Annotated in this window: 24 protein-coding genes and 2 pseudogenes; 11 read left to right on the forward strand and 15 right to left on the reverse strand. The window is 60.3% G+C overall.

Annotation, left to right across the window (positions count from 1 at the left end; translation table 11 throughout):
• Positions 1 to 234 precede the first annotated feature (234 nt).
• From cysK to ACVMIH_RS12250, 8 genes and pseudogenes are all read right to left on the reverse strand, one after another.
• Positions 235 to 1,164, reverse strand: coding sequence for a cysteine synthase A (gene cysK / locus ACVMIH_RS12215; RefSeq protein WP_456861975.1), 930 nt, complete (start codon positions 1,162 to 1,164; stop codon positions 235 to 237).
• A 134-nt stretch (positions 1,165 to 1,298) separates the two neighbouring features.
• Positions 1,299 to 2,552: an ABC transporter substrate-binding protein gene (locus tag ACVMIH_RS12220; protein ID WP_456861977.1), complete on the reverse strand. Its 1,254-nt coding sequence runs from the start codon at positions 2,550 to 2,552 to the stop codon at positions 1,299 to 1,301.
• 96 nt (positions 2,553 to 2,648) lie between these two features.
• On the reverse strand, positions 2,649 to 3,263 hold the full coding sequence (locus ACVMIH_RS12225; RefSeq protein ID WP_456861979.1) for an N-acetyltransferase family protein: 615 nt from the start codon (positions 3,261 to 3,263) through the stop codon (positions 2,649 to 2,651).
• A 7-nt stretch (positions 3,264 to 3,270) separates the two neighbouring features.
• Positions 3,271 to 4,095: an isocitrate lyase/PEP mutase family protein gene (locus ACVMIH_RS12230; RefSeq protein WP_456861981.1), complete on the reverse strand. Its 825-nt coding sequence runs from the start codon at positions 4,093 to 4,095 to the stop codon at positions 3,271 to 3,273.
• 54 nt (positions 4,096 to 4,149) lie between these two features.
• Positions 4,150 to 4,608, reverse strand: coding sequence for a PaaI family thioesterase (locus ACVMIH_RS12235; RefSeq protein ID WP_456861983.1), 459 nt, complete (start codon positions 4,606 to 4,608; stop codon positions 4,150 to 4,152).
• A gap of 116 nt (positions 4,609 to 4,724) precedes the next feature.
• A complete protein-coding gene (locus ACVMIH_RS12240) occupies positions 4,725 to 6,515 on the reverse strand; it encodes an acyl-CoA dehydrogenase (RefSeq protein WP_456861985.1) in 1,791 nt (596 codons plus the stop codon).
• Positions 6,516 to 6,562: 47 nt separating this feature from the next.
• Positions 6,563 to 6,823, reverse strand: a pseudogene (locus ACVMIH_RS12245) (acyl-CoA dehydrogenase family protein); the annotation flags it as partial.
• Between the two features lie 127 nt (positions 6,824 to 6,950).
• Complete coding sequence (locus tag ACVMIH_RS12250; RefSeq protein WP_456827697.1) at positions 6,951 to 7,256, reverse strand: hypothetical protein; 306 nt, start codon at positions 7,254 to 7,256, stop codon at positions 6,951 to 6,953.
• On the opposite strand from ACVMIH_RS12250, the gene ACVMIH_RS12255 reads away from it, so the two are divergent.
• The gene (locus ACVMIH_RS12255) at positions 7,255 to 7,701 is read left to right on the forward strand and encodes a PaaI family thioesterase (protein ID WP_456861987.1); all 447 of its coding nucleotides are present in this window, start codon (positions 7,255 to 7,257) and stop codon (positions 7,699 to 7,701) included. The two genes, ACVMIH_RS12250 and ACVMIH_RS12255, sit on opposite strands and share 2 nt — an antisense overlap.
• Positions 7,702 to 8,503: 802 nt before the next feature.
• Entirely contained in the window at positions 8,504 to 9,430 is a 927-nt protein-coding gene (locus ACVMIH_RS12260) for an RNA polymerase factor sigma-32 (protein ID WP_456861989.1), read from the forward strand.
• Positions 9,431 to 9,486: 56 nt separating this feature from the next.
• Here ACVMIH_RS12260 and ACVMIH_RS12265 read toward each other — a convergent pair whose 3' ends face one another.
• Positions 9,487 to 10,383 (reverse strand): LysR substrate-binding domain-containing protein, encoded by an 897-nt coding sequence (locus ACVMIH_RS12265; protein WP_456861991.1) that lies wholly within the window; start codon positions 10,381 to 10,383, stop codon positions 9,487 to 9,489.
• Between the two features lie 203 nt (positions 10,384 to 10,586).
• Positions 10,587 to 10,895, reverse strand: a complete 309-nt coding sequence (locus ACVMIH_RS12270) for a hypothetical protein (RefSeq protein ID WP_456827700.1) — start codon at positions 10,893 to 10,895, stop codon at positions 10,587 to 10,589.
• A gap of 65 nt (positions 10,896 to 10,960) precedes the next feature.
• On the opposite strand from ACVMIH_RS12270, the gene ACVMIH_RS12275 reads away from it, so the two are divergent.
• From ACVMIH_RS12275 to ACVMIH_RS12285, 3 genes are read left to right on the forward strand one after another with little or no spacing between them, the layout of a single operon-like run.
• Positions 10,961 to 12,964, forward strand: coding sequence for an FUSC family protein (locus ACVMIH_RS12275; protein WP_456861993.1), 2,004 nt, complete (start codon positions 10,961 to 10,963; stop codon positions 12,962 to 12,964).
• A complete protein-coding gene (locus ACVMIH_RS12280) occupies positions 12,961 to 13,164 on the forward strand; it encodes a DUF1656 domain-containing protein (protein ID WP_456861995.1) in 204 nt (67 codons plus the stop codon). Before ACVMIH_RS12275 ends, ACVMIH_RS12280 begins: the two co-directional genes overlap by 4 nt.
• Positions 13,165 to 13,184: 20 nt before the next feature.
• Positions 13,185 to 14,102, forward strand: a complete 918-nt coding sequence (locus ACVMIH_RS12285) for an efflux RND transporter periplasmic adaptor subunit (RefSeq protein ID WP_456861996.1) — start codon at positions 13,185 to 13,187, stop codon at positions 14,100 to 14,102.
• Positions 14,103 to 14,358: 256 nt separating this feature from the next.
• On the opposite strand, the gene ACVMIH_RS12290 is transcribed toward ACVMIH_RS12285, so the two are convergent.
• Together ACVMIH_RS12290 and ACVMIH_RS12295 are read right to left on the reverse strand one after the other, a co-directional pair.
• Positions 14,359 to 15,273: a LysR family transcriptional regulator gene (locus tag ACVMIH_RS12290; protein WP_456861998.1), complete on the reverse strand. Its 915-nt coding sequence runs from the start codon at positions 15,271 to 15,273 to the stop codon at positions 14,359 to 14,361.
• Between the two features lie 599 nt (positions 15,274 to 15,872).
• Positions 15,873 to 16,970, reverse strand: coding sequence for a pyridoxal phosphate-dependent aminotransferase (locus tag ACVMIH_RS12295; RefSeq protein ID WP_456862000.1), 1,098 nt, complete (start codon positions 16,968 to 16,970; stop codon positions 15,873 to 15,875).
• Between the two features lie 363 nt (positions 16,971 to 17,333).
• On the opposite strand from ACVMIH_RS12295, the gene ACVMIH_RS12300 reads away from it, so the two are divergent.
• Positions 17,334 to 18,221 (forward strand): thioesterase family protein, encoded by an 888-nt coding sequence (locus ACVMIH_RS12300; RefSeq protein WP_456862002.1) that lies wholly within the window; start codon positions 17,334 to 17,336, stop codon positions 18,219 to 18,221.
• Between the two features lie 276 nt (positions 18,222 to 18,497).
• Here ACVMIH_RS12300 and ACVMIH_RS12305 read toward each other — a convergent pair whose 3' ends face one another.
• The 3 genes and pseudogenes from ACVMIH_RS12305 to ACVMIH_RS12315 all read right to left on the reverse strand — a co-directional run bounded on the left by ACVMIH_RS12305 (position 18,498) and on the right by ACVMIH_RS12315 (position 19,876).
• On the reverse strand, positions 18,498 to 19,205 hold the full coding sequence (locus ACVMIH_RS12305) for a substrate-binding domain-containing protein (protein ID WP_456866460.1): 708 nt from the start codon (positions 19,203 to 19,205) through the stop codon (positions 18,498 to 18,500).
• 15 nt (positions 19,206 to 19,220) lie between these two features.
• Positions 19,221 to 19,406, reverse strand: a pseudogene (locus ACVMIH_RS12310) (helix-turn-helix domain-containing protein); the annotation flags it as partial.
• Positions 19,407 to 19,633: 227 nt separating this feature from the next.
• The gene (locus tag ACVMIH_RS12315) at positions 19,634 to 19,876 is read right to left on the reverse strand and encodes a hypothetical protein (RefSeq protein ID WP_456862004.1); all 243 of its coding nucleotides are present in this window, start codon (positions 19,874 to 19,876) and stop codon (positions 19,634 to 19,636) included.
• 566 nt (positions 19,877 to 20,442) lie between these two features.
• Here ACVMIH_RS12315 and ACVMIH_RS12320 point away from each other — a divergent pair.
• The 5 genes from ACVMIH_RS12320 (at position 20,443) to hxsC (ending at position 24,839) form a co-directional block, all read left to right on the forward strand.
• On the forward strand, positions 20,443 to 20,865 hold the full coding sequence (locus tag ACVMIH_RS12320; protein ID WP_456862006.1) for a hypothetical protein: 423 nt from the start codon (positions 20,443 to 20,445) through the stop codon (positions 20,863 to 20,865).
• A gap of 368 nt (positions 20,866 to 21,233) precedes the next feature.
• Complete coding sequence (locus tag ACVMIH_RS12325) at positions 21,234 to 21,470, forward strand: PLP-dependent transferase (protein ID WP_456862008.1); 237 nt, start codon at positions 21,234 to 21,236, stop codon at positions 21,468 to 21,470.
• Positions 21,471 to 21,898: 428 nt separating this feature from the next.
• Positions 21,899 to 22,201, forward strand: a complete 303-nt coding sequence (locus tag ACVMIH_RS12330) for a hypothetical protein (RefSeq protein WP_456862010.1) — start codon at positions 21,899 to 21,901, stop codon at positions 22,199 to 22,201.
• On the forward strand, positions 22,198 to 23,673 hold the full coding sequence (hxsB, locus tag ACVMIH_RS12335; RefSeq protein ID WP_456862012.1) for a His-Xaa-Ser system radical SAM maturase HxsB: 1,476 nt from the start codon (positions 22,198 to 22,200) through the stop codon (positions 23,671 to 23,673). Before ACVMIH_RS12330 ends, hxsB begins: the two co-directional genes overlap by 4 nt.
• Positions 23,664 to 24,839 carry a His-Xaa-Ser system radical SAM maturase HxsC gene (hxsC, locus tag ACVMIH_RS12340; protein WP_456862014.1) on the forward strand — a complete coding sequence of 392 codons (1,176 nt, stop codon included), beginning with the start codon at positions 23,664 to 23,666 and terminating at the stop codon, positions 24,837 to 24,839. The genes hxsB and hxsC overlap by 10 nt, the downstream gene beginning before the upstream one ends.
• Positions 24,840 to 25,437 lie beyond the last annotated feature (598 nt).

Here is a 25,437-nt window from a genome sequence, read left to right on the forward strand (position 1 = left end):
TAATTGCAGCCGAAGGCAGTGCCTCTGGACGGACGCTTATGTCCGTCTGTTCAACCGGTTAGCCTTCACCCCTCACGCCGCAGGTGACGCAGGCTGCCGCTGTCGGAACCACGGCCTCGCTCCGACGGCGCAGCGCAGCATCTGGCGATCCCGCTTCACGCGCGATCAGAGCACCCCCGATGCGGCATGTTGTCCGGCTATCTGCCTGCGGCGCGCATGCCCACGCTTGCAACGCTAGGCCGGCGACGCATCATCGAACAGGCCAGAACTGGCGTAGCGATCACCGGTGTCAGCCAACAGAACCACGACAGTCTTCCCGACCATCGCCGGCCGCTTCAGCACGGTGAGAGAGGCATGGATTGCTGCGCCCGCCGATACACCGGCTGAGATGCCTTCACGCCGGGCGAGCCGACGCGCCGCCGCAAACGCATCCTCGTTCGATACCGACACAATCTCGTCGACCAGACTTCGGTCGAACAGCGGCGGTACAAAGCCAACGCCGATCCCTGGAATCCGATGCTGCCCGGCGCTGCCGCCCGACAGCACCGCCGAGGCCTGCGGTTCGACGGCGACGACTTGAACGCCAGGCCGGCGCTCCTTCAGTAACCCGCCAATGCCCATCAGCGTGCCACCGGTTCCGACAGCTGCGACGAAGACATCGACCTCACCGCGCGTATCGGCCCAAATTTCTTCGGCCGTCGTCCGTCTGTGCACCTCGACATTGGCCCGGCTATTGAACTGATCGATAAACAGAGCACCTGGAATCTCCTGTTGCAGCTCTTTGGCCCGTCGAACGGCGTCAGCCACCAGAATTCCAGGCGTCAGTCTCACATCCACACCGAGATGGCGGAGCAGCTTTGCCCGCTCCTCGGACATCGCTTCGGGCATCACAAGGATCAGACGGTAGCCCTTGACGGCCGCGGCGGACGCGAGCCCGATCCCGGTATTGCCGGCGGTCGCCTCGATGATAGTTGCACCTGGCGCAATGAGGCCGCGCGCCTCTGCGTCCGCGATCAACGCCAGACCGACCCGGTCCTTGACGCTGCCGCATGGATTTCGCATCTCGAGCTTGGCAAGCAACCGGCTCTGCTGACCGGCGGCCAAACGGTTCAGCGCAACCAAAGGCGTCTGACCGATGGTGCGCGTGACGTCCTCGTAAATCATGGCAAGTGCGCTCCATCGCTCGTCCGACGGCGAGTTGAGATCCCTGCCCTAAGTATCTCGCGATGTGGCCGCACCCGCCAGTTACAGACCAATACAATCCGGGTCTACTGTACCTCGAGATGGCCAAGTACAGTTCATCCACCGATGTCCGGAGGGCGCTCGGGTCCGCGCAGCAGCGGACATTGACCTTCGACTCGCGACGGGAATGCCTGGCCACTCGGAATGGTCTTCAAGATCTTGTAATAGTCCCAAGGATAGCCGGATTCTTGCGGTGTTTTGACCTGCATGACGTACATGTCATGCATCATCCGACCATCCGGCGCGATGCGTCCATTGTCCGCGAACATGTCGTGGATGGGCATCTCGCGCATTTTTCGCATGACAGCATTCGCCTCGACGCTGCCTGCGGCCGCAACAGCTGCAAGATAGTGACTGATAGAGGAATACACGCTCGCCTGCATTGTTGTCGGCATTCTGTGCCGGCGTTCAAAGAAGCGTTTGGACCAGGCGCGCGATTGATCGGTCCGATCCCAGTAGAATGCGTCGGTGAGCACCATGCCCTGGGCGACTTTCAGGCCCATCGCGTCGACATCGGTCAGCTGAGGCAGCAGGGAGGCCAGCCTCTGGTGCCGCCCCTCAGCAAGGTCGAACTCGTGCGCTTGCCGTGCGAAGCTGGTCACACCGTCAGTCCCGGCAGCCAAGGCGACCACGTCCGCGTTGGATTGCCGAGCCCGAAGCAAGAGCGGCCAATAGTCCGTGGTTGAGGCGGTCGGAAACCGCATCGTGCCGACCACACTGCCGCCTGCGGCCGCGACCATTCTGGCGGTGTCGCTTTCGATCGAATGCCCGAGCGGCGAGTCGAGCGTCACGAAGAACCAAGACTTCCGCCCGGAGGGCGCTGCGGTGCTGCCAGTGCCGACGGCCAGCGCGGACGTATCATATGCCCATTGAACGCCGTAGGGAGAACAGAACATCCCGGTGAGATCGGAAGAGACAGCCCCCGCCGCGACCGCGATCTTGCGTTGCTCCTTCGTCGCTTCGAACACGGCAATCGCAACTGACGACGTCGTCAGACCGAAGATCGCATTGACGCCGCCGACGCCATACCATTCGCGCGCTTTCGCAAGCGCGACGTCGGCCTTGTCCTTGTGATCCGCAACGACCAATTCGATCGGCGCACCAAACACGCGGCCGCCAAAATCCTCCACCGCCATCCTTGCGGCCTCTACCGCCCCGGTCCCGGATGCGTTGGCATAGGTGCCCGACATGTCGGTCAGAACGCCGATTCGAACGCCTTGTCCAGACGCCTTCGCCGCGTCAACGGCATCGCATGGCCCACAGATCATGGAAAGTACAATACATAGCCCCGCGCCCGCTCGCGACAGCATCCAGGTCCCCTCCTCAAGACATCCAACGTAATCGCAGCATGGGACATCAGGCCGGCCGACGGATGTATGAGAATATTTCGAATTTCGATGTGCACGCTATCGAAGCCGAACAGTTCGCCCGCGTAGCTCCGTCGCGGAGCCTGCAGGCTCGCCTAGACCATCAATCCGCTTCTTGAACCGGACCAGCTGAACCCCGATGGGGCTTGCCGAGACCGCATAGCCGCATTTGCGGGCAAACCCGATCAGCGCCTTGTTGGAGCGAAGCGAATCGCCGAACGTGCAAACTGCACCGAGCGATGCCGCGCGATCCTCCAGGTTGCGCACGAGCGTGCTGCCGATGCCATGTTGCTGCCAGGGATCGCCGATCGATAGCCCACACTCAAAGCTCGACGTGTCGACATGGAACAGGTAGCGTGCCTCACCAACGATGGTCTCGCGCCCTTCGACCGCCATCGATGCAACCACCGTGAACCCGGTGCCGTCGCTGGCATTGACAAAGCGTTCAAGCTCCGACGCCGGCAGCTCCGGTAACGCACTCAAGAAGCGGTTGTAGCGCGACTGCCCCGATAACGACCGGACATACGCCTGGAGATCCTCGCGATCGCCGGGCCCGGCTACCCGGATGCGAATTGGGCCGGCCATCCTGCCAAATGACACTTCAGGGGCCTTTCTCGGTTCCCGCAGGCTGTGCTCCCGCGGCGCCGCTGTCATCTCCATCTCATGCTTTCGAAGGCCGATCGACATGTCCAAAGTAGCAAAATGGATCGGTCGCAAAGCCCTTCAGCGTGCGCCGGAACGTGTCGCGGAGAAATTCGAACGGCCAGCCTCCGAGGCTGATGCGGCTCACCCCTGCGGCCGTCAACTCACCGACCGATGGACAGCCGGGCCACATCATGACATTCAACGGCAGCGCAATGGATCCGCTCAATCTCTCGATCAAATCCAACTGCGTGAGCCCAGGGACGAAAAGCCCGCTGGCACCCGCCTCATGGTAGAGCTTGGACCGTCGTATTGCCTCATCGACGAGAGCATCAGTCTGAGTTTTTGCAAGCAGCAGCCCATCAAAGCGCACGTTGATGAACAGCGGTATGTTGCGGTCGTCGGCGGCCGCTCGAACCCAGGATATCCGCTCGCAATGCTGTTCGGCGCTCGCCAATATACGCTGTCCGTGCAGCAGTCCGTCCTCGAGATTGATCCCGACGGCTCCCGCATCCATCACGAGCTGAACGCTGTCCTGAACCTCGCGCCGCGTCTCGCCAAAGCCCGCCTCGAAATCCACCGACAACGGCACCGAGACTGCCCGGCTGATTTCCCGGACCCTTGCGACCACGGCCTGGCGCGAAACGATCTGTCCGTCTCTGAACCCGAGCGACTCCGCGACGGCATGGCTGCTGGTGGCTACGGCCTGGTGCCCTGCAGCCTCGCACGCGATGGCCGACCAGGCATCCCAGGCATTGATGAGGACCAGCGGCTGCTGCTGTCTGTGAAACTGCGCGAAGCATATCGCCAGCTCCCTCCTCTTGTATTCGTTCGCTCCCACCACCCAAACCCTCCGATCAATGCCCTGGCCACGCGTCCCGACGGCCGCGGTCACCGCTCATTTGGTCGCCGCTGGAAAGATCATACAAGTCTCGCTGCCATGCGCGAGCAGCTTGCCTTGCTCATCGAGCAGGACGCCTTCACTGGTCGCCGTCCTGTTGCCGCGGTGGATGACCTTGCCCTCGCATCGGACCAGGCCTGTCGCCGGAAACACCGGTCGCACAAAGCTGATCTTCATTTCGAGCGTGGTGTAGTTCTCGCCGGCCTTGAGCGTGGAATGCACGCAGTAAGCCATGGCGCCATCGAGGATGGTTGACGCCCAGCCACCCTGGATGGTCCCAACGGGATTGAGAAACGGCGCTGACGGCTTCCCCTCGAATACGACACGCCCGGGCTCGACCGCCACTAGATTGATGTCCATGGTTTCGGAATAGGGTGCGCGCGGATGCCGGCCCTTGAGCATGCCGCGCAAGAACGACAGACCGTCCTCCGCCACCAGCGTGTCAAGCGTGACCACGCCGACGTCTCCTTGCAATTGAGGCTTCATTGATCGACTTTCGTAGTTGATATCCATTGTCTGCATTATCCGGTGACCGAGCCGGTCAATGGCGGTATCGCATTCCCCGGTGAGCGTTAGAACCGGTTTTCCGTGAGGGCGAATACGGTACGTCCTGCGTCCTTGAGCGGACCAAGCCGCGCAAGCTCCGGCGGAAGAATCACGTCCATGTAGAATCGCGCGGTGATGATCTTCGCTTCCAGGAAGCCGAGATCCCCGTCACCCGCGAGCAGCTTGCCATGCGCCGCCAGCGCTCCCTTGGCCAGCAGCCAGCCGCCGATCGCAGCACCCGCGAGGTTGAGGAACGGCATTGAGCCAGCAAGCGCCGATAGTAGATCCGCCTTCGCCGCATTCGCCATCCACTCGGTGGCGCTGCCAAGGACATTTGCCGCGGCCATCATGCCATTGCGGATCGCAACGATATGCTCGTTCGCGCAGGTCTCCATTTCGTCGGTCAGGGTCCACATGTCGTCAATCAGATGCCGCATCGCCTCGCCGCCATCCTTCGACAGCTTCCGACCGACCAGATCGCGCGCTTGAATGCCGTTGGTTCCCTCATAGATCGGCAGGATGCGGGCATCTCGCAGGTGCTGAGCGGCACCCGCTTCTTCGATGAACCCCATCCCGCCATGGATCTGAAGTCCGATCGACGCGATTTCGTTTCCGAGATCCGTCGACCACGCCTTCATGATCGGGATCAGCAGATCCACCCGCTCCTGCGTCCGCTGCGCGGCCTCCCGGTCCGGCAGTTTCAAGGCGCTGTCGATCCCGGCCGCAACGTAATAGCCCAGGGCGCGCATTGCCTCGACCTTAGCGCGCATCGTCATCAAGCTGCGCCGCACGTCGGGGTGCTGCACAATGGCGACGGGCTTCGGGTCTGCGCTTCCATCCGCCTTCGACTGGACCCGCGCGCGGGCAAAATCAGCCGCCTGCTGGTAGGCACGCTCGGCGATGGCCACCCCCTGAATGCCAACGAGCAGGCGCGCATTATTCATCATGGTGAACATGTATGAAAGTCCGCGGCCCTCCTCGCCGATCAGATAGCCCGTGGCACCGCCATCGTCGCCATAGGACATGACGCAGGTTGGGGTGGCATGAATGCCGAGCTTGTGCTCCAGAGAGACGCAGCGAAGGTCGTTGCGATGACCGAGTTTGCCGTCGGCCTTGACGAGGAATTTGGGCACCACAAAAAGTGAGATTCCCCGCACGCCTGGCTCGGCGTCGGGCGTGCGCGCCAGGACCAGATGCACGATATTCTCGGCCATGTCGTGCTCGCCATAAGTAATGAAGATCTTCTGACCGGTGATCAGATAGTGGTCGCCGTTCTTCACCGCTCGGGTCTTGAGCTGACTGAGGTCCGAGCCAGCGTGCGGTTCGGTCAGATTCATCGTCCCGGTCCACTCACCCGAAATCATCCGCGGCAGGAACGTCGCCTTTTGTTCGGCCGAGCCGTGATGATAGATCGCGTCGATCGCGCCCTGAGTCAGCAGCATGACCAGCCCAAAACTCAGGCTGCCGGCCTGCCACATCTCTTGGACGGTCGTTGCCAACAGCCACGGCATGCCTTGGCCGCCGAATTCTGGATCGAACGGCAGTGAATTCCAGCCGGCATTGACGAACTCTTTGTAGGCAGCGGCGAAGCCCGGTGCGGTTCGAACCACACCATTCTCCAACCGCGCCCCCACTCTGTCGCCTTCGCGATTGAGAGGTGCAATGCCGGCACGGGCGAATTTGGCCGCCTCCTCGAGGATCGCATCGACCGTATCCTCGGTCGCGTGCTCATACCCGGGCAAATTCGTTACTCGCCCCAAGCCTGCGACCTCGCGCAAGGTGAACCGTATGTCGGCAAGCGGTGCGGTATAGGTCATTCAGATCCTCTTGGACTTCAGTCGTCGATGACGTTGTTCACAGGAAGTTATCGCGAGCTTCCATTCAAGAGTTTGCGCGCGATGATGAGCCGCATGATTTCGTTGGTGCCTTCGAGGATCTGGTGAACGCGCAAATCGCGGACGATCTTCTCGACCCCGTATTCGGCGAGATAACCAAACCCGCCGTGGAGCTGGAGCGCGTCATTTGCGACCTTAAACCCGACGTCGGTCGCGAACCGCTTCGCCATTGCGCAGAGCTCGGTCGCTTTTGCGTCCCTGCGATCGAGAGCGCTCGCGGCGCGCCTCAAGCCAAACGACGCCACTGCCTCGCCTGGCATCGCCACGTCCATCGTTCATCTCCTTTTCAGCGTAGCCGACACGGGCTATCTGCGTGCGCCATCGCTGCGCGCGGCCTAGCTAGGTGTCTTGGGCCAATCAGGTGCCTGCGACGGCGTCGAAACGCACAGCGGACGGCGCGACTGCAACACAATCGCCGCGCGTCAGGGCTTGCACCTCTTCAACGCACATTGCTGTTCGATCAGCCTTGTTCGACTCACTATCTGACACGAAGTGATTGTCGACATGTATGCGAATTTTCCCAATTTCGATGTGCGCACACTCGCACCATCTCTCGTCACCCCCGCACGCGCTCAAACTACGTTTCAAACTTTGTACGCAGTGGAATTGACCGGTTACATCGACAACAATCACCAACTCATCATCTGCGAGTCCGACATTCATGACAGATCTCTCCGAAGACGTGCCAGAAGGCTTCGAACCTCATTTCCGTAAGGCGCCATTTAGCGACCCATGGGAGCCGGTCTACTCGAAGCGAACCGACAACTCCGTCACCATCGGCCTGCGGATTGCGAAACCGCACACCAACGCCCGTGGATTTACCCATGCTGGCTTGATTGCCGCGCTGGCCGACAACGCGATGGGCTACAGCTGCGGTCAGGCGACCAACTGGAGCACGTCCTACGTGACGGTCTCAATGGCTGTCGACTACATCGGCAGCGGCCAAATCGGCCAGTGGCTTTCGGTCGAGGGCGAAGTGATCAAGACCGGAAGCACACTTTGCTTTGCGCAGTGCCTTGCCAAGGCCGACGACAAGGTCATCGCGCGGGCAAACGCCACCTTCCGCGTCGTTCCAAAGCCGAACGAGTGGCCGACGCCGAACGATTGAGTCGCGCCAGACTTGGCTGACCGAGCCCGCCCGCTCCCTGCTCTGGGGCGCGGGCGGATTCCGCGGTTCAACCTCTGTAAGCCGGCGCGGCGGCCACTCCGATCGCCATTAGGTTGGCGTCAGGCGATCGTTCACGGTCGATGGCCAGCGATCGCGGCAGGTCCTTGCGTCCGTCATCGGTAAGCGCCGTGTCCTGCATCGAGTTCACTTCGATAAGCGCGATCGGTCGGCTCGCAGGGCGGGACGGTCCAAGGCGCCGTCGCGAAGGCGCCGACGCGAGGAGCGCGGACGCAATCCTGTTGCGGACGAATAGTCGACGCGAGGACGCTGGAGCGGGTGCCCCTCTCCGACCGCGGGGCAGCCGACCTGGCCTCACAGGCCGTGGCTGTGCCCACCAGAAACGCAAGGACCGTGAGCAAGGCCTTCGAGACGTAAGATGTCGTCATGCTGTTTTCTCCATCAAGATAAGCCAGACGCGCTGGCTTCCTACGCAAAGAGATGACCGCGGAGCGCGTTCAACAGACACGCTTCAATCACGTGTCTTCAACGCCATGTGATCCATTGATGTCCTATGGCAGCGGCGGCCGCGGAGCTCGCCCACGCCGCGCCTCGCAGACACGTCTCCCGTTCACGCGACTGACCATGATGCGACAAAAGGTTCAGCGCGCACTGCCATGGCACACCGATGACTGGGCGTATTCCGGATGCGACTTGACGGCATTCAGGCAAATCATTTTACGGCCGCCGCGCGCACGACTATCTGGTTTGCCTCCCTCCTTGTCAAAGCAGGTGAAAGCCAGTTATGCCCCGTCAAATCGCTGCCTCCGATCGCGATACTCGGTCGGCGCCTCAGGCGTCGGACCCACCGGAGGTCCCGCCATCATCGCCATCGCCGTCCCAAGCCGCCAAGCCACCTGCGCCGTTCCGCTCAGCCAGCCGAGCAGCCCGGCATCTTGAACCGCTGGAGGAACAGGAGCTCGCCAGCAGATGGCACGACCAAGGTGACAGAGCTGCGATCGATATTCTCGTCACCAGCCACCTGGCGTTCGCGGCTGGAATTGCCCGCCGATACAAGCGCTATGGACTGCCGGAAGCCGACCTGGCTTCGGAAGCGACGATCGGTCTGATCAAGGCTGCGATGCGCTTTCAGGCCAATCGCGGCGCCCGCTTCTCGACCTACGCCCGTTGGTGGATCCGGTTTACAATGCGTGAATACCTATTCCGTTCATGGTCGTTGGTCCGAATTGGGGGGACCGCCGGGCAGCGCCGACTGTTCTTCGGACTCAGACGCCAAATGCGGCGGTTCGCACGTGACGACAGCAATCTAACGCCCAAGCTGGCCGCCTTGGTCGCCAACGAACTGAAGACCAGCGTGCTTGACGTCGTCGCGATGAATGGCCGGCTCAGTCGTGATGTGTCCCTCAACGTGACCGCCGGCCGACAGGGCGACGAACAATGGCAGGACTTGCTGGTCGACCTCTCGCCTGATCCAGAGGCGCTCTTGACCGAGCGCGACGAACGACAACGCCGAACGGATGCCCTGCATCAGTCCCTTCGGGTTTTGACGACCCGAGAGAGGCGGATCTTTATGGCGCGCCGCCTGGCTGAACCTCGTCCCACGCTGGAACAGCTTGGGCAGGAACTATCGCTGTCGAGCGAACGGGTTCGTCAGATCGACGCCTGCGCCTTCGAAAAGGTCAAACGCGCCGCGCGACGCGCGCTGCTCTGACGCCGAACTTGACCCGCGGCCGCATTTGCAAGCAGAGCAACGCCAACGCACGCGCTTCATGCGCACGTCGCAGCGCCACCGCTATGTTCGCGTACCAGCGCGAGCCAGGCCTTGGCAGCATGGGACAGATAAGCCTCGCGGCGCCAAGTCATTGCGATATTCCAGTCAATGCTTGGATTGGTGAGCAGCAGGCTGCGCAAGCCGGCGCTACGCTGCTGCTCAGCAACGGTCTTCGGCAGAAACGCAATTCCCATTTCGGCCGCGACGAGCTTGACGACGAAGTCAAGCTGGCTACTGCGTGTTGACACTTTCGGTTCGAAGCCGGCTGCCCTGCAGGCATCAACCACCAGCCGACTTATGGCAAAGCCGGACTCGAAGAGGATGAATGGCATCGGCTCCAAGTCCTTCAGATTGATGGACTTGCCGCGGCCGGCGGCTTGCTTTGCCGACAGCAGCGCCATCATAGGCTCGTGCCGTACGGCCTGCCACTCGAACTCGTCGTGCACCGGCAGCGTCGACGCCGCAAAGTCAATCTCACCGGCCGATAGTCTCTCAGCCAACCGATCAATGCCCGTCTCGACGAGCTGGATCTCGATGCCAGCGTAGCGTTCCCGGTAGATCACCAGAAGCGGCGCGAACAGGACGCTGCTCACCATCGGAGGCAGGCCAAGCCGCAGTAAACCGCGCCGCATTCCGCGGACCTCGTCCAGTTCGCGGACAAGATCTTCACGCTCCGCAAGGATGCGAAGCGCGTGGCGATAGACGATCTCCCCCGCCGATGTCAGCGTGCTGCGATGGCCCGCCCGATCCAACAGCCGCACGCCCGTCTCGTCTTCCAGCTGCTTCACCGCCTTGCTGACCGTCGACTGGGTCGCGAAAACCACCTTTGCGGCCTGCGAGAAGCCACCCTGTCGCACGACCTCGACGAATGCGCGCAGTGTTCGAATGTCCATTCACATTCCATATCGGACTAGATCGAAGTCGATCAACTCATTTTACGATGATCCCGTCACACACTATGCATCTCGGTGGAGCTTGAAACCACGAGATGACCCCGCGCAATTCCATAGCTTCACTGTGGCGCGCTACTTACCGAATCCCGTTGCAGGTCGCATTAGCGATCATGCTTTGGGCAGAAACCGAACTGATGCTGCTATTAGTCGACACGCATATCGGTGGTCCCCTCGGCCTTCTGATCGCCCTGACATGGCGCGTCATCGGCCGCGTCATCTTCGAGCGCATGCGGCGCACGGTGAGTCGCACGATGGCTCATCGCGTCATTCAGGGAGCGAGGAACGGCTCTCAGGCGTCCGCTGGTACTTGGCGGTACGTCGCGCGTCAACGGCGGACTCGGCTTGACCATGCGCTCCTGTTCGTAGCCGTTCTCGCCATCTTGCATATTCGGCAAAGCTCGGCTGGTCAGCCAGCCAAGCACGGTCGCCGCTGCGTTCACCGCAGCAATCAAATGAGCATGGCCGCTTCGCTGGCCGAGCCGACTGACACTTCGTCGCGCACGACAATGAGGATTGCATGCATAAAGCAGGACGAGACCGGGACTTCTCGCCCCATTACTCTGCGCTACTCCTCGGCCTTCGCCTGTGGGCATCGACATGTCTTGCGCTCTATATTGCCTTTCAGCTCGAACTTGAAAGTCCGTATTGGGCGGCGACATCGGCCGCAATTGCCTGCCTGCCGCAATTAGGCGCATCGCTGCAGAAGGGCTGGTTCCGAATGATCGGCACCATCACAGGTGCCGTCGCGACCGTCTTGATGGCGGCCAGCCTTCCGCAAGACCGTATCGTGCTGCTGACCGCCCTGTCGTTGTGGGGGGCAGCATGCGCGCTCGCCGCGACATTGTTGCGCAACTACACGGCATATGCGGCAGCTCTTGCCGGCTACACGATGGCAATCATCGCGGGCGAACAGCTCCGCGCGATCGGTAGCCTGGATGCGGGCATCTTCTTGATCTCCGTAGACCGTGTCGCCGAGATCTGCATCGGCGTCGCTTGTACAGCCGTTGTCTTCGCCGGCACAGATCTGCGCCCCGCCCGGCGCCAGCTGGCCTCACTGTTCTCCAGACTGACCGGCGAACTGAGCAAGTCGCTTGTCGAGGCAGTCCAGACGGTTAGACCGTCTACCGCCGACAATGATTTAGCAGCCAGCCGCTTGCTCCGCGAGGTCACCGCCTTGGATGCGCTGATAGATACGTCGATCGCTGCGGACGCGGTGGTTCGGCATCACTCGCGTGAACTGCGAAGCGCCGCCGACAGCTTACGCACAGCAATCCTGGACTGCTGGACTTTGACAAACCTGATTTCCCGATCGCGCTGTCGTCGCGCCCAGATGGAGATATCCGTGATCCTGGGATGCCTCCCCAGCGCTATCTCCGAAAGTGCCGGTTCAGGACGGCGCCTCGACCACGCGATCGCCGTTCATCAGCGTTGCCGCGGATCAATCGAACGGCTCGCTGCGCTGAATGCGGACACACCGTCGCTGCGTCTGCTCGCCGACAAGTCCGCCGAGGTGCTCGCTGGTATCGCGAGCGCCATCGAAGCACGCGCGCTCCTCAGCGGTTTCCCCCGCAATTCCAGTTCCCGCGCGCACAGGATCGCCTCTCCGACCCTCGATGATTGGACGGCCGCCCTCATCAACGGCACCCGCGCCTTGCTTGCAATCGGCGTAGTCGCTGCGCTCTGGATTGCAACCGCGTGGCCAAGCGGCGCGACCGCTGTCACCTGGGCTACGATAACTGTCGTCCTGATGTCGACCCGAGGCGAACAGGCGTATTCCGGGGCATTGGGTATCGTTGGCGGCAATTTCCTGTCGGTTTCCTGCGCTGCAGTTCTTCTGTTCGCGATATTCCCGCACATCGAAAGCTTTGCCGGGCTCAGCCTCGCGGTCGGCGTCTACCTAGTGCCAATCGGTGCCTTGATGGCGCGGCCGCGCGGGGCCGCGCTGGTGAGTCCGATGGTCGGCCACTTCTTCGCGTTCCTGCAGCCGGTCAACCTGACGAGCTACGATGCTGCGTCATTCTTCAATTCAGCCGTGGCCATTGTAGGCGGTTGTGGCCTGGCCGCGGTGGCCTTTCGGATTATTCCGTCCGCATCACCAGCGCGTCGCACGCGCCGGCTGGTTCCACGTGCTTTGAAGGATTTGCGCGCCCTTGCGGCCGCATCCCGCCTCGAACGGCGCGACGGCCATGTTCCTCGATCACTCCGCAGCATGCCAGAACAAGCAACCGCGGTGCAACGCGCTCAGGTGCTCGCGGTTCTCGCTGTTGGCAAGGAGATCATTCACCTGCGCCATAGCGCCGGATGGCTCGGGCTCGCTGCGGGCCTCACGCCGGCCTTGGCGAACATCGCTCAGGGTGATGGAGTTGCAGCGACGGCGCAGCTTGCACGACTGGATGCCACGATCAGCGCCGGGACCAGCACAGGGTTGCGGCAAACCGCGCTCCGCGCGCGCAGTTCCATTCTCATTATTTCACAAGCACTTAGCCGCCAGGCAGACTGCTTTGGTCCGGCTCGATCATGACTCTCGCGGACTTCAACCTGGCCGACGTTTACGTCGACCCGGCCTGGATACTGCTCGTGCTGGCCTGGCTCGTGACCATGGCCACGTTTCACGCGATCCGACGGTACGGCGTCTTGCGCCATGTTTGGCATCCCGCGCTATTCGTCGCCGCCACCTACGTCATCATACTTTCAGCCATGATCCTCGCCATCGCGCTCTAAGCATTGAGGTACCACCCCATATGGAAGCAAACCACGAAATGCCTTGGCCTCCGTTCCCACTTCTCGATGCTCCCTCGCGCCGAAACTACCAAGCGTTCCTCGCGACATTTGCGGTGGCTGCAATTGCACTCGCCTTGGGCGGCGCTTCCTGGCGTTGCTATGTCGCCGCACCATCGACCCGCGACGCAACAATCCGCGCCGACGTCGCGACGCTTGCACCGGAAGTCGCCGGACGCGTCATCCGCCTTCATGTTCGCGACAACCAGTTCGTTCATCAGGGCGATTTGCTGATGGAGGTCGACCCTACTGACTACCGCCTAGCCTTGCAGACGGCCGAGGCGGCAGTCCAGCAGGCGAAGGCGACCGCCGAGAACGCCAGGCAACAGGCCGAACGAAGGCGCGCGCTGAGCGATCTTGCCGTCTCCGCCGAGGACAGGCAGGGCCGCGAGGCGAATGCGCTGGCCGCCGACGCCCAGTATCAACAAGCCCTTGCCAGGCGCGATCAGGCAAAGGTCAATCTTTCGCGAACCGAGATTCGCGCTCCCGTCACCGGATGGATCACGAACCTCACCCTCCGATCAGGCAATTATGTCACGATTGGCCGCAACGTCATCTCAGTGATCGACGCGAACTCGTTCTGGGTCGATGCCTATTTCGAGGAAACACAGCTTGCCACGCTACAGGAAGGCGATCCGGCTCAAATCAAGCTGATGGGATATGATCAGACTGTTCAGGGCACCGTCGGTAGCATTGCGCGCGGCATCGCCGTCAACAACGCACAGCCCGACCACCAAGGACTGGCCTTCGTCAATCCGGTGTTCGCCTGGGTACGGCTGGCGCAGCGCGTCCCGGTCCGCATCGCCATCCATCACGTCCCCGAAGGCGTACGCCTGGTCGCCGGCACCAGCGCCACGGTCCAGCTTCGACCTAGCCACTAAGGAGCCATCAACCGAGCGCCACACACTCGGCGACACCAATGCACGCTGCTCTGATAGCGCGATTCAGAGCTACAACGGCTGCCCCGCTTCCAACGTCACGCACAATAAGGAGGAGACGACCAGCGGCACCTGCCTAGGTGGAATATCACAAGCCAACTCAACGGACAGCACGTGCATCACATGATCTTGCACTCGCCGCGACGCGTCAACGGCTCCGAGACCACGAGCATCCCCCACCGCTCTCGCTGCGCAGATCCTAACGAGCGGAAGGGATACATCGCACAAATCGATCGCGCGAGCGTTTGACTTCTTCGACAATAAAGTCGCATGTGATCTGAATGCGCTCCATGTCCTTCATGTCAGAATGCACGATCATCCATAATGTCCGACTGAACACCGCCTCGTTCGGCAGCACCTGAATCAAGCTGTCGTCGTGCCCCGCAAGAAAGCGAGGTAAGACGCAGAGGCCGGCCCCGGCCCTGGTCGCCTGCCACTGCGCCACGAGGCTCGAACTTCGGATCTGTGGCGTGATCGACTTAGAGATCTCTGGAAGATAATCGAGTTCCGGCGTATAGATCAGATCTTCGATGTAGCTTATGAATGGCAGACTTGAGAGATCATCCAGGCTTTTGACTCCCTCCCAGAACTTTTGCGCAGCCTTCGCGGCATACACGCCAAAGTCCAAGTCTGTGAGCCTGCGCCCGTGAAGCCGGCCTTTCGGAGGACAGGCCAACGCAAGTGCAATATCCGCCTCTCGCTTCGACAGGCTGAAGACGGCCGGGACCGCAACGAGGTCAATTTCGAGCTCGGGATGTGCCGCGGCCAGCTTACCGATCGCTGGGGCCAGCACAGTTGTGCCGAACCCGTCCGGCGACCCGATCCGTACCGCGCCGGAAATTCGCGAACGCTGACCGAACTGACGATCAAGCGAGAAGATTGAGCTCTCGATCGCTTCAGCGCGACCTAACAGTTGTTCGCCTTGCGGCGTCAGCGAGTAACCGGAAACGCTGTGATCGAACAACTTCGCTCCAAGACATTTCTCCAGTGATGCGATGCGGCGGCTGAGTGTGGAATGATCAATCCGCAGGTGCTTGGCCCCGATCGTCAATTTTCCGGCCCTCGCGACAGCCAAGAATGACCTGATCAAATCCCAATCGAACGGCTGCACCATGCGAATCCACACACACCAAAATTGGAAAAATGCCGCTTCAACTGTCTAGCCAGCGAAACTATGCACAGGCTAGTTGTGAACGAACACCGAATAGTAAGGGAGAGCTCAACGTACCGCAATTCCGCCGCCTCCATTTCCTGCATCTGCTGTACTGATCGTTCGCCCGGACAGTTCTGGCCGAACGACCGAGCACCTCGTTGGAATGTGAGACGCCCGAGCGGGGCAGCAGGCGCAAAGTGGCGCGCTCGCTCGTCGAACGTCGGTGATACGAACCAATGAAGTGACGGCTGCGTTGAAGCCGCCGGGCTTCGTCGGAACGCCGGACTTCCTCAAAGTCCTGCTAGACCACGTGGACGCGGCCGACATCCGGAACCCCTTCCGACGCGCGCGGGCTTCCGGCGCAACCTCACCCTAACCCCGCAGCAAAACGTCGCAGCGAGGCAACTATTTCGAGTTCATCGATGGCGCACTACTCCCGCAATGCGGACGAATTGGCATTTGCAGAGCTGCCACCGCGGTTGAACGCCGCGGATTACAAGGATCATAAGCCCGAGCCCACACACCAACTCTGTCCGCCTCTACGTCCTCTACTTCGACATTTAACCGAGGAGTTCGGCGATGGCGCGCCTTGCCACCAAGTTTTCGTCGGGCAATCCGATCGAAATGCGCGCCCACCGATCCAACGGAGGAAAGGAACGCCCAATTTCGATGCCTCTGGTCCGCAGCGCTGCAGCCACCTGAGAGTGTGGCCTACCGGTCTCAAAGAAGACGAAATTTCCTCTCGAGTCGGAGTGCCGTAGCTTCAAAGCCCGAAACAAATTATTCCACTTGTTCCGTTCAGCGATAACGCGCGTTCGAGTGGCACGAATATACGTTCGATCCGCCAGGCTCGCGGTCGCAGCTACTAGAGCCGGCCATGTAAGCGTGCCCGCGGTACCAATTCCGGCGCGCTTCAGTTCATTTGCGAGCTTCGTTGGTGCTATGGCGTAGCCAACCGAAAGACCGGCCAGCCCGTAGATTTTGCCAAACGTCCTGAACACCACTACGTTCTCGCCGGCGCGCGTAAGGTCGACGACGGTTCGTTGAACGAAGTCTGGCTCAAACTCCAAATATGCTTCATCGACAATAACTGTGGTGAGCCTCGACATTTCCCGAACACGGCTCCTGAAAATGGCGGCGTCACTCACAGTCCCGGACGGATTGTGCGGATTGACTAGGTACACGGCCCGCGTTCGCGCACCGACCTTAGATGCAATGGCAGGAAGGTCGTTCTGAAGCTCTTGGTTCAACGGGACGCCAATGACAACGGCCCCGCCAGCGACGGCGTCCACTAATGCCGTATAGCCAGGTTCCGAATAGATGAACTCACCTCCGCTTGGACCACGTTCCGCCAGAAATAGGCCTAGCGCTTCAAGTATCTCGCCAAGCACAATCTGCTCGGCAGAAACATTCTCGCGGGTCACGATCGCCGGAGTGAGACTATCAGCACTCCCATCGACGTATCGGCATAGCTTTCCGGATTGTCCTCGCATGGCTGCTAGTGCGGATGGTGAAGGTCCGAACGGATTTTCATTGAAAGATAGTCTCGCGCGTAGGCCTGTGCCGTCGCCTTGGGCGCTACCCCGCGCGGCCGATGCTGCAAGCCCACCGATGGCGATACCGCTTGCCGTAAGATAGTCACGTCGCGTCATGCTCATTCTTCACTCTTCATGTTTTGTGCTGCACTTGATTGCCACGATGGGAGTGCACCAGATCCCAGGTGGCCGTGGAGTGGCGGTTAGCGAGACCTCCGTTGGCTTGCAGTCGAGGTCGACACCACGTCCTGAACGCTTCGTTGAAGCAACGGACGTCGCCCGCGAATCCTGCCGAATTCGCGGCGGTCTGTGTATGCTGACTTTTCCAATTTGAACGCGCGTTTTGCGCACCGACACTTTCTCTCACGCTTGTGAAGCGCGACCATCCTTTCTGACACTTGAGGTTTGCGCGTCATCGCGCGGCGACGCGGAGCCGCGCACCAAAGGCCGCGCCGCCTACTCATTCTGCGTTCTCTGGCGGCCCGTATGACGGATGAGAATTTTTCGCGTTTCGACGTGCACACTGTCTCACTTCGAAGCGCTCATTTTGCTGGTAGTGTCGAAGACCACGAGACTTCCAATGGAGCCATCATGATAGATCTTTTGACTTTGCTGACAGGGCTCCGTGCCGATGGAGACACCTACCAAATCGCGGTAAGCGAGGATTGGCTACAGGGGCGCACGACCTTTGGAGGCCTTTCGGCTGCGATCTGTGTAGAATCCACGCTGCGTCAATACGCGGATTTGCCACCGTTGCGATCGGCGCAATTCACCTTTGTTGGCCCGGCTACCGGGTTGTTGAGCGTTCGGCCCGCAATATTGCGTCAAGGCAGTTCAACAACGTTCGTTGGTGTTGACCTCAGCGGCGCCGCGGGGCTCGCGACGCGCGCCACATTGTGCTTCGGCAGCGCACGTTCGTCAGCCATCCACCACCCACCGGTGATGGCGCCGCAGACGCCAGATCGAGAGTTATGTCAGCCGTTCTTTGATAGTCGCGCTCCGTTGGTCACGCAGCACTTCGACTGTCTGCGGGCCGGCGGCGCATTGCCACTCGATGGCTCGCCCAACCCGAACTATCAAGTGTGGTTACGCCATCGCGGCTCGGCGCCACAATCGATTACTGGCCTGGTGGCGGTCGCTGACGCCCTGCCGCCCGCGGCCCTGGTATTATCCAAACAAATTGCGCCGCTCAGTACAGTCAGCTGGATGATCGATGTGCTGACAGACCAATTGGAGACATCCGACGGTTGGTGGCTGATCGAGGCCAGCGCCGACAATGCTGCCGACGGCTATTCCAGCCAAGCGATGACTATCTGGAACGCGAGCGGCAGGGCCGTCGCTCACGCGCGGCAGGACATTGCCATCTTTATCTAACCCGTGAATCGATAGATCCCGCCCGGTAAATAGTGTGCGAAAGTGTAGTGGTTTTCACTTTCGCGAATTGGATCGTCGCAGCTGCATGTTTGGTTTGCTTCCGCTTGAGCGCGACGAGGCCATGAGCTCTCACTGTGATGCACCGATGTTGCATTCTTGGCTCGGGGGAACGACGACGCACGCTTAATTGCACCATTCGCTACCGTAGAGCGCTGGAACAGGCCTGTCTAGCCGAGTGCACTGCCGGTGAGTAAGCCACGATCAACGTCACTAACTTCAAGACAAGAGGTTTGGTAGAAAGCGATCGCGAGATCGTCGGACCACGTCAACGATGAAATTGCAGGTCAGCCGAATGCGGGCGGTATCTCTGATATCCGAATGAACGAGCATCCAGAGAGTCCGGCTAAATGAGACTTCCTTAGGCAGCACCCGCACGAGACGTTCATCCGAGTTAGCAATAAAGCAGGGCAGCACGCAGAGACCTGCTCCGGCGGCGGTCGCCTGCCATTGCGCAATCAGAGTCGAGCTGCGAACGCGGGGTACAATCGATTTGGAGATCTTCCGCAGATAATCGAGCTCCGGCGTGTAAACTAGATCTTCGATGTACCCAATGAACGGACGTCCTGCTAGGTCATCCAGCCTCACGGCGCTCTCCCAAAGCTCCGGTGCCGTCTTCGCTGCATACACGCCCCATTCGAAGTCGGTCAGCTTGCGTGCGTGAAGTCGACCACGCGGTGGACAAGCCAGGGCTACCGCTATGTCCGCCTCCCTCTTCGAGAGACTGAAAACGGTCGGCACGGCGAGGATGTCTATCTCGAGCTCGGGATGAGCGGCCGCCAGCTTGCCAATTTCTGGGGCGAGGATCGTGGTGCCGAACCCATCAGTCGCTCCAATTCGCACCGTGCCAGATATCCGAGAGCTTTGACCGAATTGATGATCGAGCGAGAAGATCGAACTCTCAATTGTCTCCGCGCGAAGGAGCAATTGCTCTCCGTGGGCCGTAAGCGCATATCCGGAGACGTTGTGATCGAAAAGCTTGACACCAAGGAGCCTCTCGAGGGCCGAGATGCGTCGGCTTAGAGTAGAGTGGTCCATTCGCAGGTGCTTCGCGCCGACCGTGAGCCTTCCAGATCTCGCGACGGCCAGAAAGGATCTAATCAAGTCCCAGTCGAATGGTTGACCCATGCGAGTTCACACGCATCCCGCAGGCAAAACAGTCGTCCTGCACCCAAGAAAGCTATTCACCACGAGTACTGGTTCGGGGTGTGTTTCAGAAGACACGATTGAGCCATGACACATTCTCCACGATGATCTAGTCGACACAGCCGACGATTAGCATGGCCGAAACAGCGTTAAGCGTGGTCATTCACTCGCTCCCTTTGCAAAAGCCTGAGGCCAACGGAGTTGTCTACTTAAGGAAAGAGATACTCGAAGCTGCCGACCAAAGGAAAATTCCGTTCACGAATTTTCAAGGCCGTGTGAAATCGCGACTTTCCGTTCGAGAGCGCCGCGCGAGCGTCGTCGACCCGCATTCCCGATGTGGCGGCTGAGTGCAAAATGATCACTCCAGGTGCTTGCCCTTGATCGTCAATTTTCCTGCCTTCGCGACAGCCAAGAATGACGTGATCAAAACCCCAATCGGATGGCTTGCGCATCCACACACACCTAAATTGGGAAAATGGCGCTTCAACTGAACGGCTAACGAAACTATGCACAAGCTAGAAGAACACTTGTTAGAATGGGAGAGTTCAACGCACCGCAAAGTCCGCCGGCTGCATTTCCTGCATCTGCTGTACTGATCATTCGCGCGGACAGTTTGGCCCAACGACCGAACGCCTTGTTGGCGCGTGGGACGCCCCGGCCGCCACAGCAGGCACAGATTAGCGGTCTCGCGGCTCGACCGCGGCAAGCAAGCTTCGCGTTTTGGCTTCTTGGGCTTGACGCTTTCATAGCACTCAAGACCCTTCTTCGGGTCGCAATTGTCAACGAGCAGCTTCAAGAAGGTGGGTTCGCATTGGCAATCGAGGCCGCCTTCAGTCGTTGACCACGATGTAAGGAGTGCTTGAGCTCATGTTGCCGGGCAGTTTTCGTGACGACGGCAAGATCATTGCTGACAAACGTTCGCCAAATAGCGTTCATGTCGATTTGACAAACCGACTTTCAGTCGGTAATTGCGGACTCGCGGTCGATATTTCAACAAGCCCCTGGATGGAGAATGTCCATGGTCGCAATTCCCGGCACGCTGTGTTTCACGGGCGTCCTTCTGTTTCTGATTGGCCTGCTCCTGGGTTTCGGCATACCAGCGTTTGCAAGCCCCCGTCTGGGTCTATCCGCCCACGTGACCGCGATGCAGAGCGGCATCGCGCTCGTCGCCGTCGGACTGTTGTGGCCGCAGTTGCGGTTTTGGAGTGGCTGGTCGGTGCCGACGGCCCATCTGTTGTGGGTTTCGCTCTACGTCGTCTCGGTTGGCATGACTCTGAGCGCCGCCTGGGCAACCGGACGGACGTTGCCGATCGCTGGCGGTGGCGTAGCGGCACAACATTGGCAGGAGATCGTGGTTCAAGCCCTCCTGATGATTGGATCGATTGGTACGACGGCCGCCATTGCGGCGATCCTGATCCAGTGGACCTGGGTCGGAAGCTAGCGGGTTTGCCGATCCGGATGCCTTGGTTCGGACGTGAGCCGCGCCACCGCCTAGCAGATCGCTATCCCACGTCAGCGGCGGCGGCGACGAACGCTCTGTTGCGCTGTCTCCAGCTCTGGATGGGACCGGAGCGGGTCAGCATGTGTCGCTGATTTGCCGCCGCGGCGGCGGTCGGGATTGCTCAGGACGCCTGGCCCAGGAAGTCCAAGCGCCTGCCCTTTTCACCGTGGAGATGCCAATGTTGAGAAACAAGACCTACGCGCCATCAACCCGGGCCCTGCATATCGATCGCAATCTGGAGGCAAACTACGGGGTCGCCCCGGCGATCACGCAATCTGTCACCTACTACGCGGACGATAGCTCGGACTTTGCCCGGCAAGGCCGAGGAACCGCTCAACGATCAGTTCTATGCCCGCCACGGCAATGTCACGAGCTCACGAATTGCGAAGGTCATCGCCGATCTGGAAGGCGCGGAAGCCGGCATGATGTTCGCGTCGGGCATGGGCGCGATCACGACGGCGGTCCTGTCACAAGTCGCCGCCGGTGACCACGTGGTCGCGCAAGCCTTCAGCGTTTGTCCTGAAGTGAGCAATAGAACGACCTGATCAGATGCGTTATCGTGGACAGTCAAAGTCGCCCTCCCGGCACGCTTTGACAGCGGACGAGTCCTAGCTCTCAACTTTCGTCATCATCCTCTATTCCACGTCGTTCGGCACCCCGACAGACGACTAATTGCTCCGCATTGGTTACGGGCCGGATTGCTTTGACTGATCGTCGTTTGGTGCACGAGCGGAAGATCAGCACGCTGCTCGACGACATCCGCCTCGGCCTTGGAGCCTAAACCAAAGGCGTGTACGGAGATTTGCTGGATGCTTCGGACCGTTTGACCGTTCTTGGTGCGCTGCGGCGAAGCAGTCGATTTGCGCATCTCGGTGAACAGCGCTCCCCACGAAAGTCGTAGTCGACGCTACCGCCGAGCCGAGGCAACTTGTGCGGGTATCAGACTTGCACAAGATCGAGAGAGGTTGACGGCTTGAACGATAAAGCCAAAATCACATTCGAGATGTCCTTCGACGCAGGCGTTCATACCGCACAATCGTTGGCAAGGGCGTGCTACTCGCTTGCCGACATCGGCTGCTTCCGGATCGAGAATGAGCGTGCGCGACATCTAGTCGCATGCACAACCAGCTTAACTCAAGCCGATGCCGAGAGCCGTTTCCGGTCTGCCGCTATCGACTTCGCCGTAAGGGAAGACATTGAGGCTCGAACTGGAGGCCTCCGCGATCTTATCTGGGCAACGGCTTTCGCGGAAGCGCACGCGGTCAAAGCCGAATGACCGCAAGGATCCGCCCTCTGGAGATCAGCTACGACCTCCTGCCTTTTCGCTTCCGCAGGCTTCCCGAGATTTCCGACGCGGTCCTTGTCACCTCGGAAGTAGGTGAATTCTCCATCCTCAATGAGGCTCAGTTTCGGGGTCTAGCGAAGCTGCAGCCTCTGGAAGCGGAGGTCGCCGATAGCCTTGAATCCAAGCAGATCATTTCGCGCGGAGACCCTGCCCTTGCGGTGCGCTTACTTGCCACCAAACTGCGGACGCGAAAGTCTTTCCTCAAGGGAGGTCCGGCTCTCCATATCTTCGTCGTCACGCTGGCGTGCGATCACTCTTGCACTTACTGCCAAGTATCCCGGCGCATTGGACAGGCGGGAATGCCCGCTGAAGTTGCCGCGGCGGCGGTAGACCGCATGTTCGAGAGTCCCTCACGTGACCTGACGGTCGAATTCCAGGGAGGCGAGCCTCTACTTGCCTTCGAGCGTATTCGGCAGATCGTGGAACTCATCGAAGCCCGGAATTTAGGCGATGCTCGCCGAATTCGATATACGATCACATCGACACTCCACCACCTTACACCCGAGTCTCTCGAGTTTTTTCGGCGCCACGCCTTTCACATTTCAACGTCACTCGATGGTCCAAGTCAAATTCACGACCGAAATCGACCTTTGCCCAGTCGAGACTCCCTTGCGCGGACGCTCCACGGACTCTCGCAAGCGCGAAACGCATTGGGCCACGAGAGCGTCAGCGCATTGACCACGCTAACAAAGACTTCCCTCGCCGAGCCAGAGGCAATCGTGGATGAATACGTGCGATTGGGATTCCGGTCGATCTTCTTACGTCCGTTGAGTCCCTTTGGCTTCGCAGCACGATCATCCGCGAGAATGAGTTACGATGCGAATGCCTTTCTTACCTTCTACCGTCGCGCTTTTCATCGGATCCTCGAGCTGAACTCAACAGGTAAGAGGATCGAGGAAGTTTACGCCTCGCTACTGCTGAGGGCCATCTTTACTCACTATCCTACAGGCTACGTCGATCTCCGTTCCCCCGTCGGAGCTGGCCTTGGAACGATCGTCTACAACTACGATGGGCACGTGTATGCGTCGGACGAGGGGCGAATGCTCGCCGAGATGGGTGACCAGTCCCTTCGGATGGGATCGGTCCATCAGACTTACCACGACCTGATGGATTCGCAGGCAATGAATATCTTGGCTGCGAGCGGATTGGCAGAATCGCTGCCTGGATGCGCGGATTGCGCATTCGTTCCATATTGCGGACCCGACCCCGCACGTACGTTGGCGGAAGTCGGCGACCCCGTTGGCCACCGCACTTTCAGCGACCATTGCCGCCGACATCTCGGCTTGTTCGACTTCCTGTTTGGCCTGATACGACAAGCAGATCCGTCAACCATGGCAACGCTTATGCGCTGGGTTCACGGCAATGATAGCATATCAGAACCAGGTCGAGCACAATGTCTCTGACCCTTCATCTTCGCGCCGAGAAATCGGTCTCCCTGCCTGCAGGCCTCTATAAGGTTCTGGACCTGCGCGAGGCATTGACACTCCAGACGCTTCCCGCGCGGGTCTTGATCGATCTCAGAAGCGGTCCGGAGGCGGATCTGGCAGCGCTCGGAGCACTTGGCTTCGGCGGCGCGATACTCGGCAACGATACGACGGGTGATCTTGTGCCGAATCTGCGTCGCTTGACCGTACCGCAGGCGGTTGGCGCAGGCGACGCGATCCGGGTCCAGATGGACGGCAGAATCAACATCCTATTCCGACGAGGCGCAAACGCGAACTCATTGTTTATGACCGAACGATGCAACAGCCTCTGCGTGATGTGCAGCCAGCCTCCAAGGGACGGCGACGACTCATGGCGCGTAGCTGAAATCCTCGACCTGCTTGATCTGATTGATCGAGACCAAGATGTGCTCGGGCTCACCGGTGGCGAACCGACCCTCTTGGGCGATCACTTGGTTTCAGTTCTTCATGCCGCGGCTGCGAAGTTGCCTACGACTCGCCTCCACGTCCTCACAAACGGTCGGCAATTCGCCAATCCCTCCTTTGCTGCGAAGTTTGGCGACGTCCGCGGACGGGTCACGTGGGCAGTACCGCTCTACGCCGCCTCATCGAGGGCACACGACGAAATCGTGGGCGCTTCCGGTGCATTCTCCGAGACTATGCACGGCCTCTACAACTTGGCTGAACTCAGACACGACGTCGAGATCAGAAGCGTCCTGCACGCGATGTCGCTCTCCCATCTGCCAAATCTTTGCGAATTCATCACGCGCAACCTCCCCTTCGCCCGACACGTCGCGCTAATGGGCATGGAGCCAATGGGCTTCGCACGAAAAAACATGGCGACGCTGTACGTGGACCCCGAATTTCTTGGTCGGCAGATATCTCCGGGCGTCGATATCCTCCATCGGGCCGGGATGCGCGTGTCGGTATACAATATTCCGCTGTGTCTTCTCGATAGCCACCTGCATCCATTTGCTCGCCAGAGCATATCTGATTGGAAGAACGAATACGCCGATGCGTGCGGCGCTTGCCGATTCAAGCCTAACTGCTCCGGTTTCTTCCGATCTGCCGACCGCGCGTGGCGCGATCGCGTCGCACGGCCTCTCCGCGACGGAGTCCCGGCATGATCCGCGACTGGAAGCGCTTCATTCGCGACGTGCTGGCATGGACGGCGCCCGCAGCAGCGACTGTAACCGTGTGGTCTCAGGCCAATGCGCTTGTCGCAGACAATCAGATTGTGCCGGACGAGAGATCGGGAGGCAGCGGTTCGCCGCTTACGTTTGAACGACCGAACTACATCGATGGCCCCAATGTTTATGCAGGTCATAGAAGCCATTCCAGCCATCGCAGCCACTCGAGCCACAGCAGCCACTATTCGGGAGGAGGTGGCTACTATACGCCGCCGTCATCCGTCTACTCACCGCCGGTATACACCCCACCGGCTGCGTACCCGCCTCCGGCGGCCAGTCCGACGCCAACGCCGTCCGCTCCCGCGGCCGTCGGAGCTCCGACGACACAAGCCCCGACTGCACCAGCGCCAGCCACCGTCCCACCAGCCGCCCCGGTGGCACCTACAAGGGCAGCGTCTCCGCCGCCAGCGCCACCACCGGCCAATGCCCCCGCGCAACCATTGCAACTCGTGCCACGAACGTCGCCGGCACCGACCACAACTGCACCTATGAGTCGCACAGTCCCGGTGACGCGGCCAGACAGGCCGGAAATCAT

The organism is Bradyrhizobium sp. USDA 4503 (assembly GCF_054055815.1).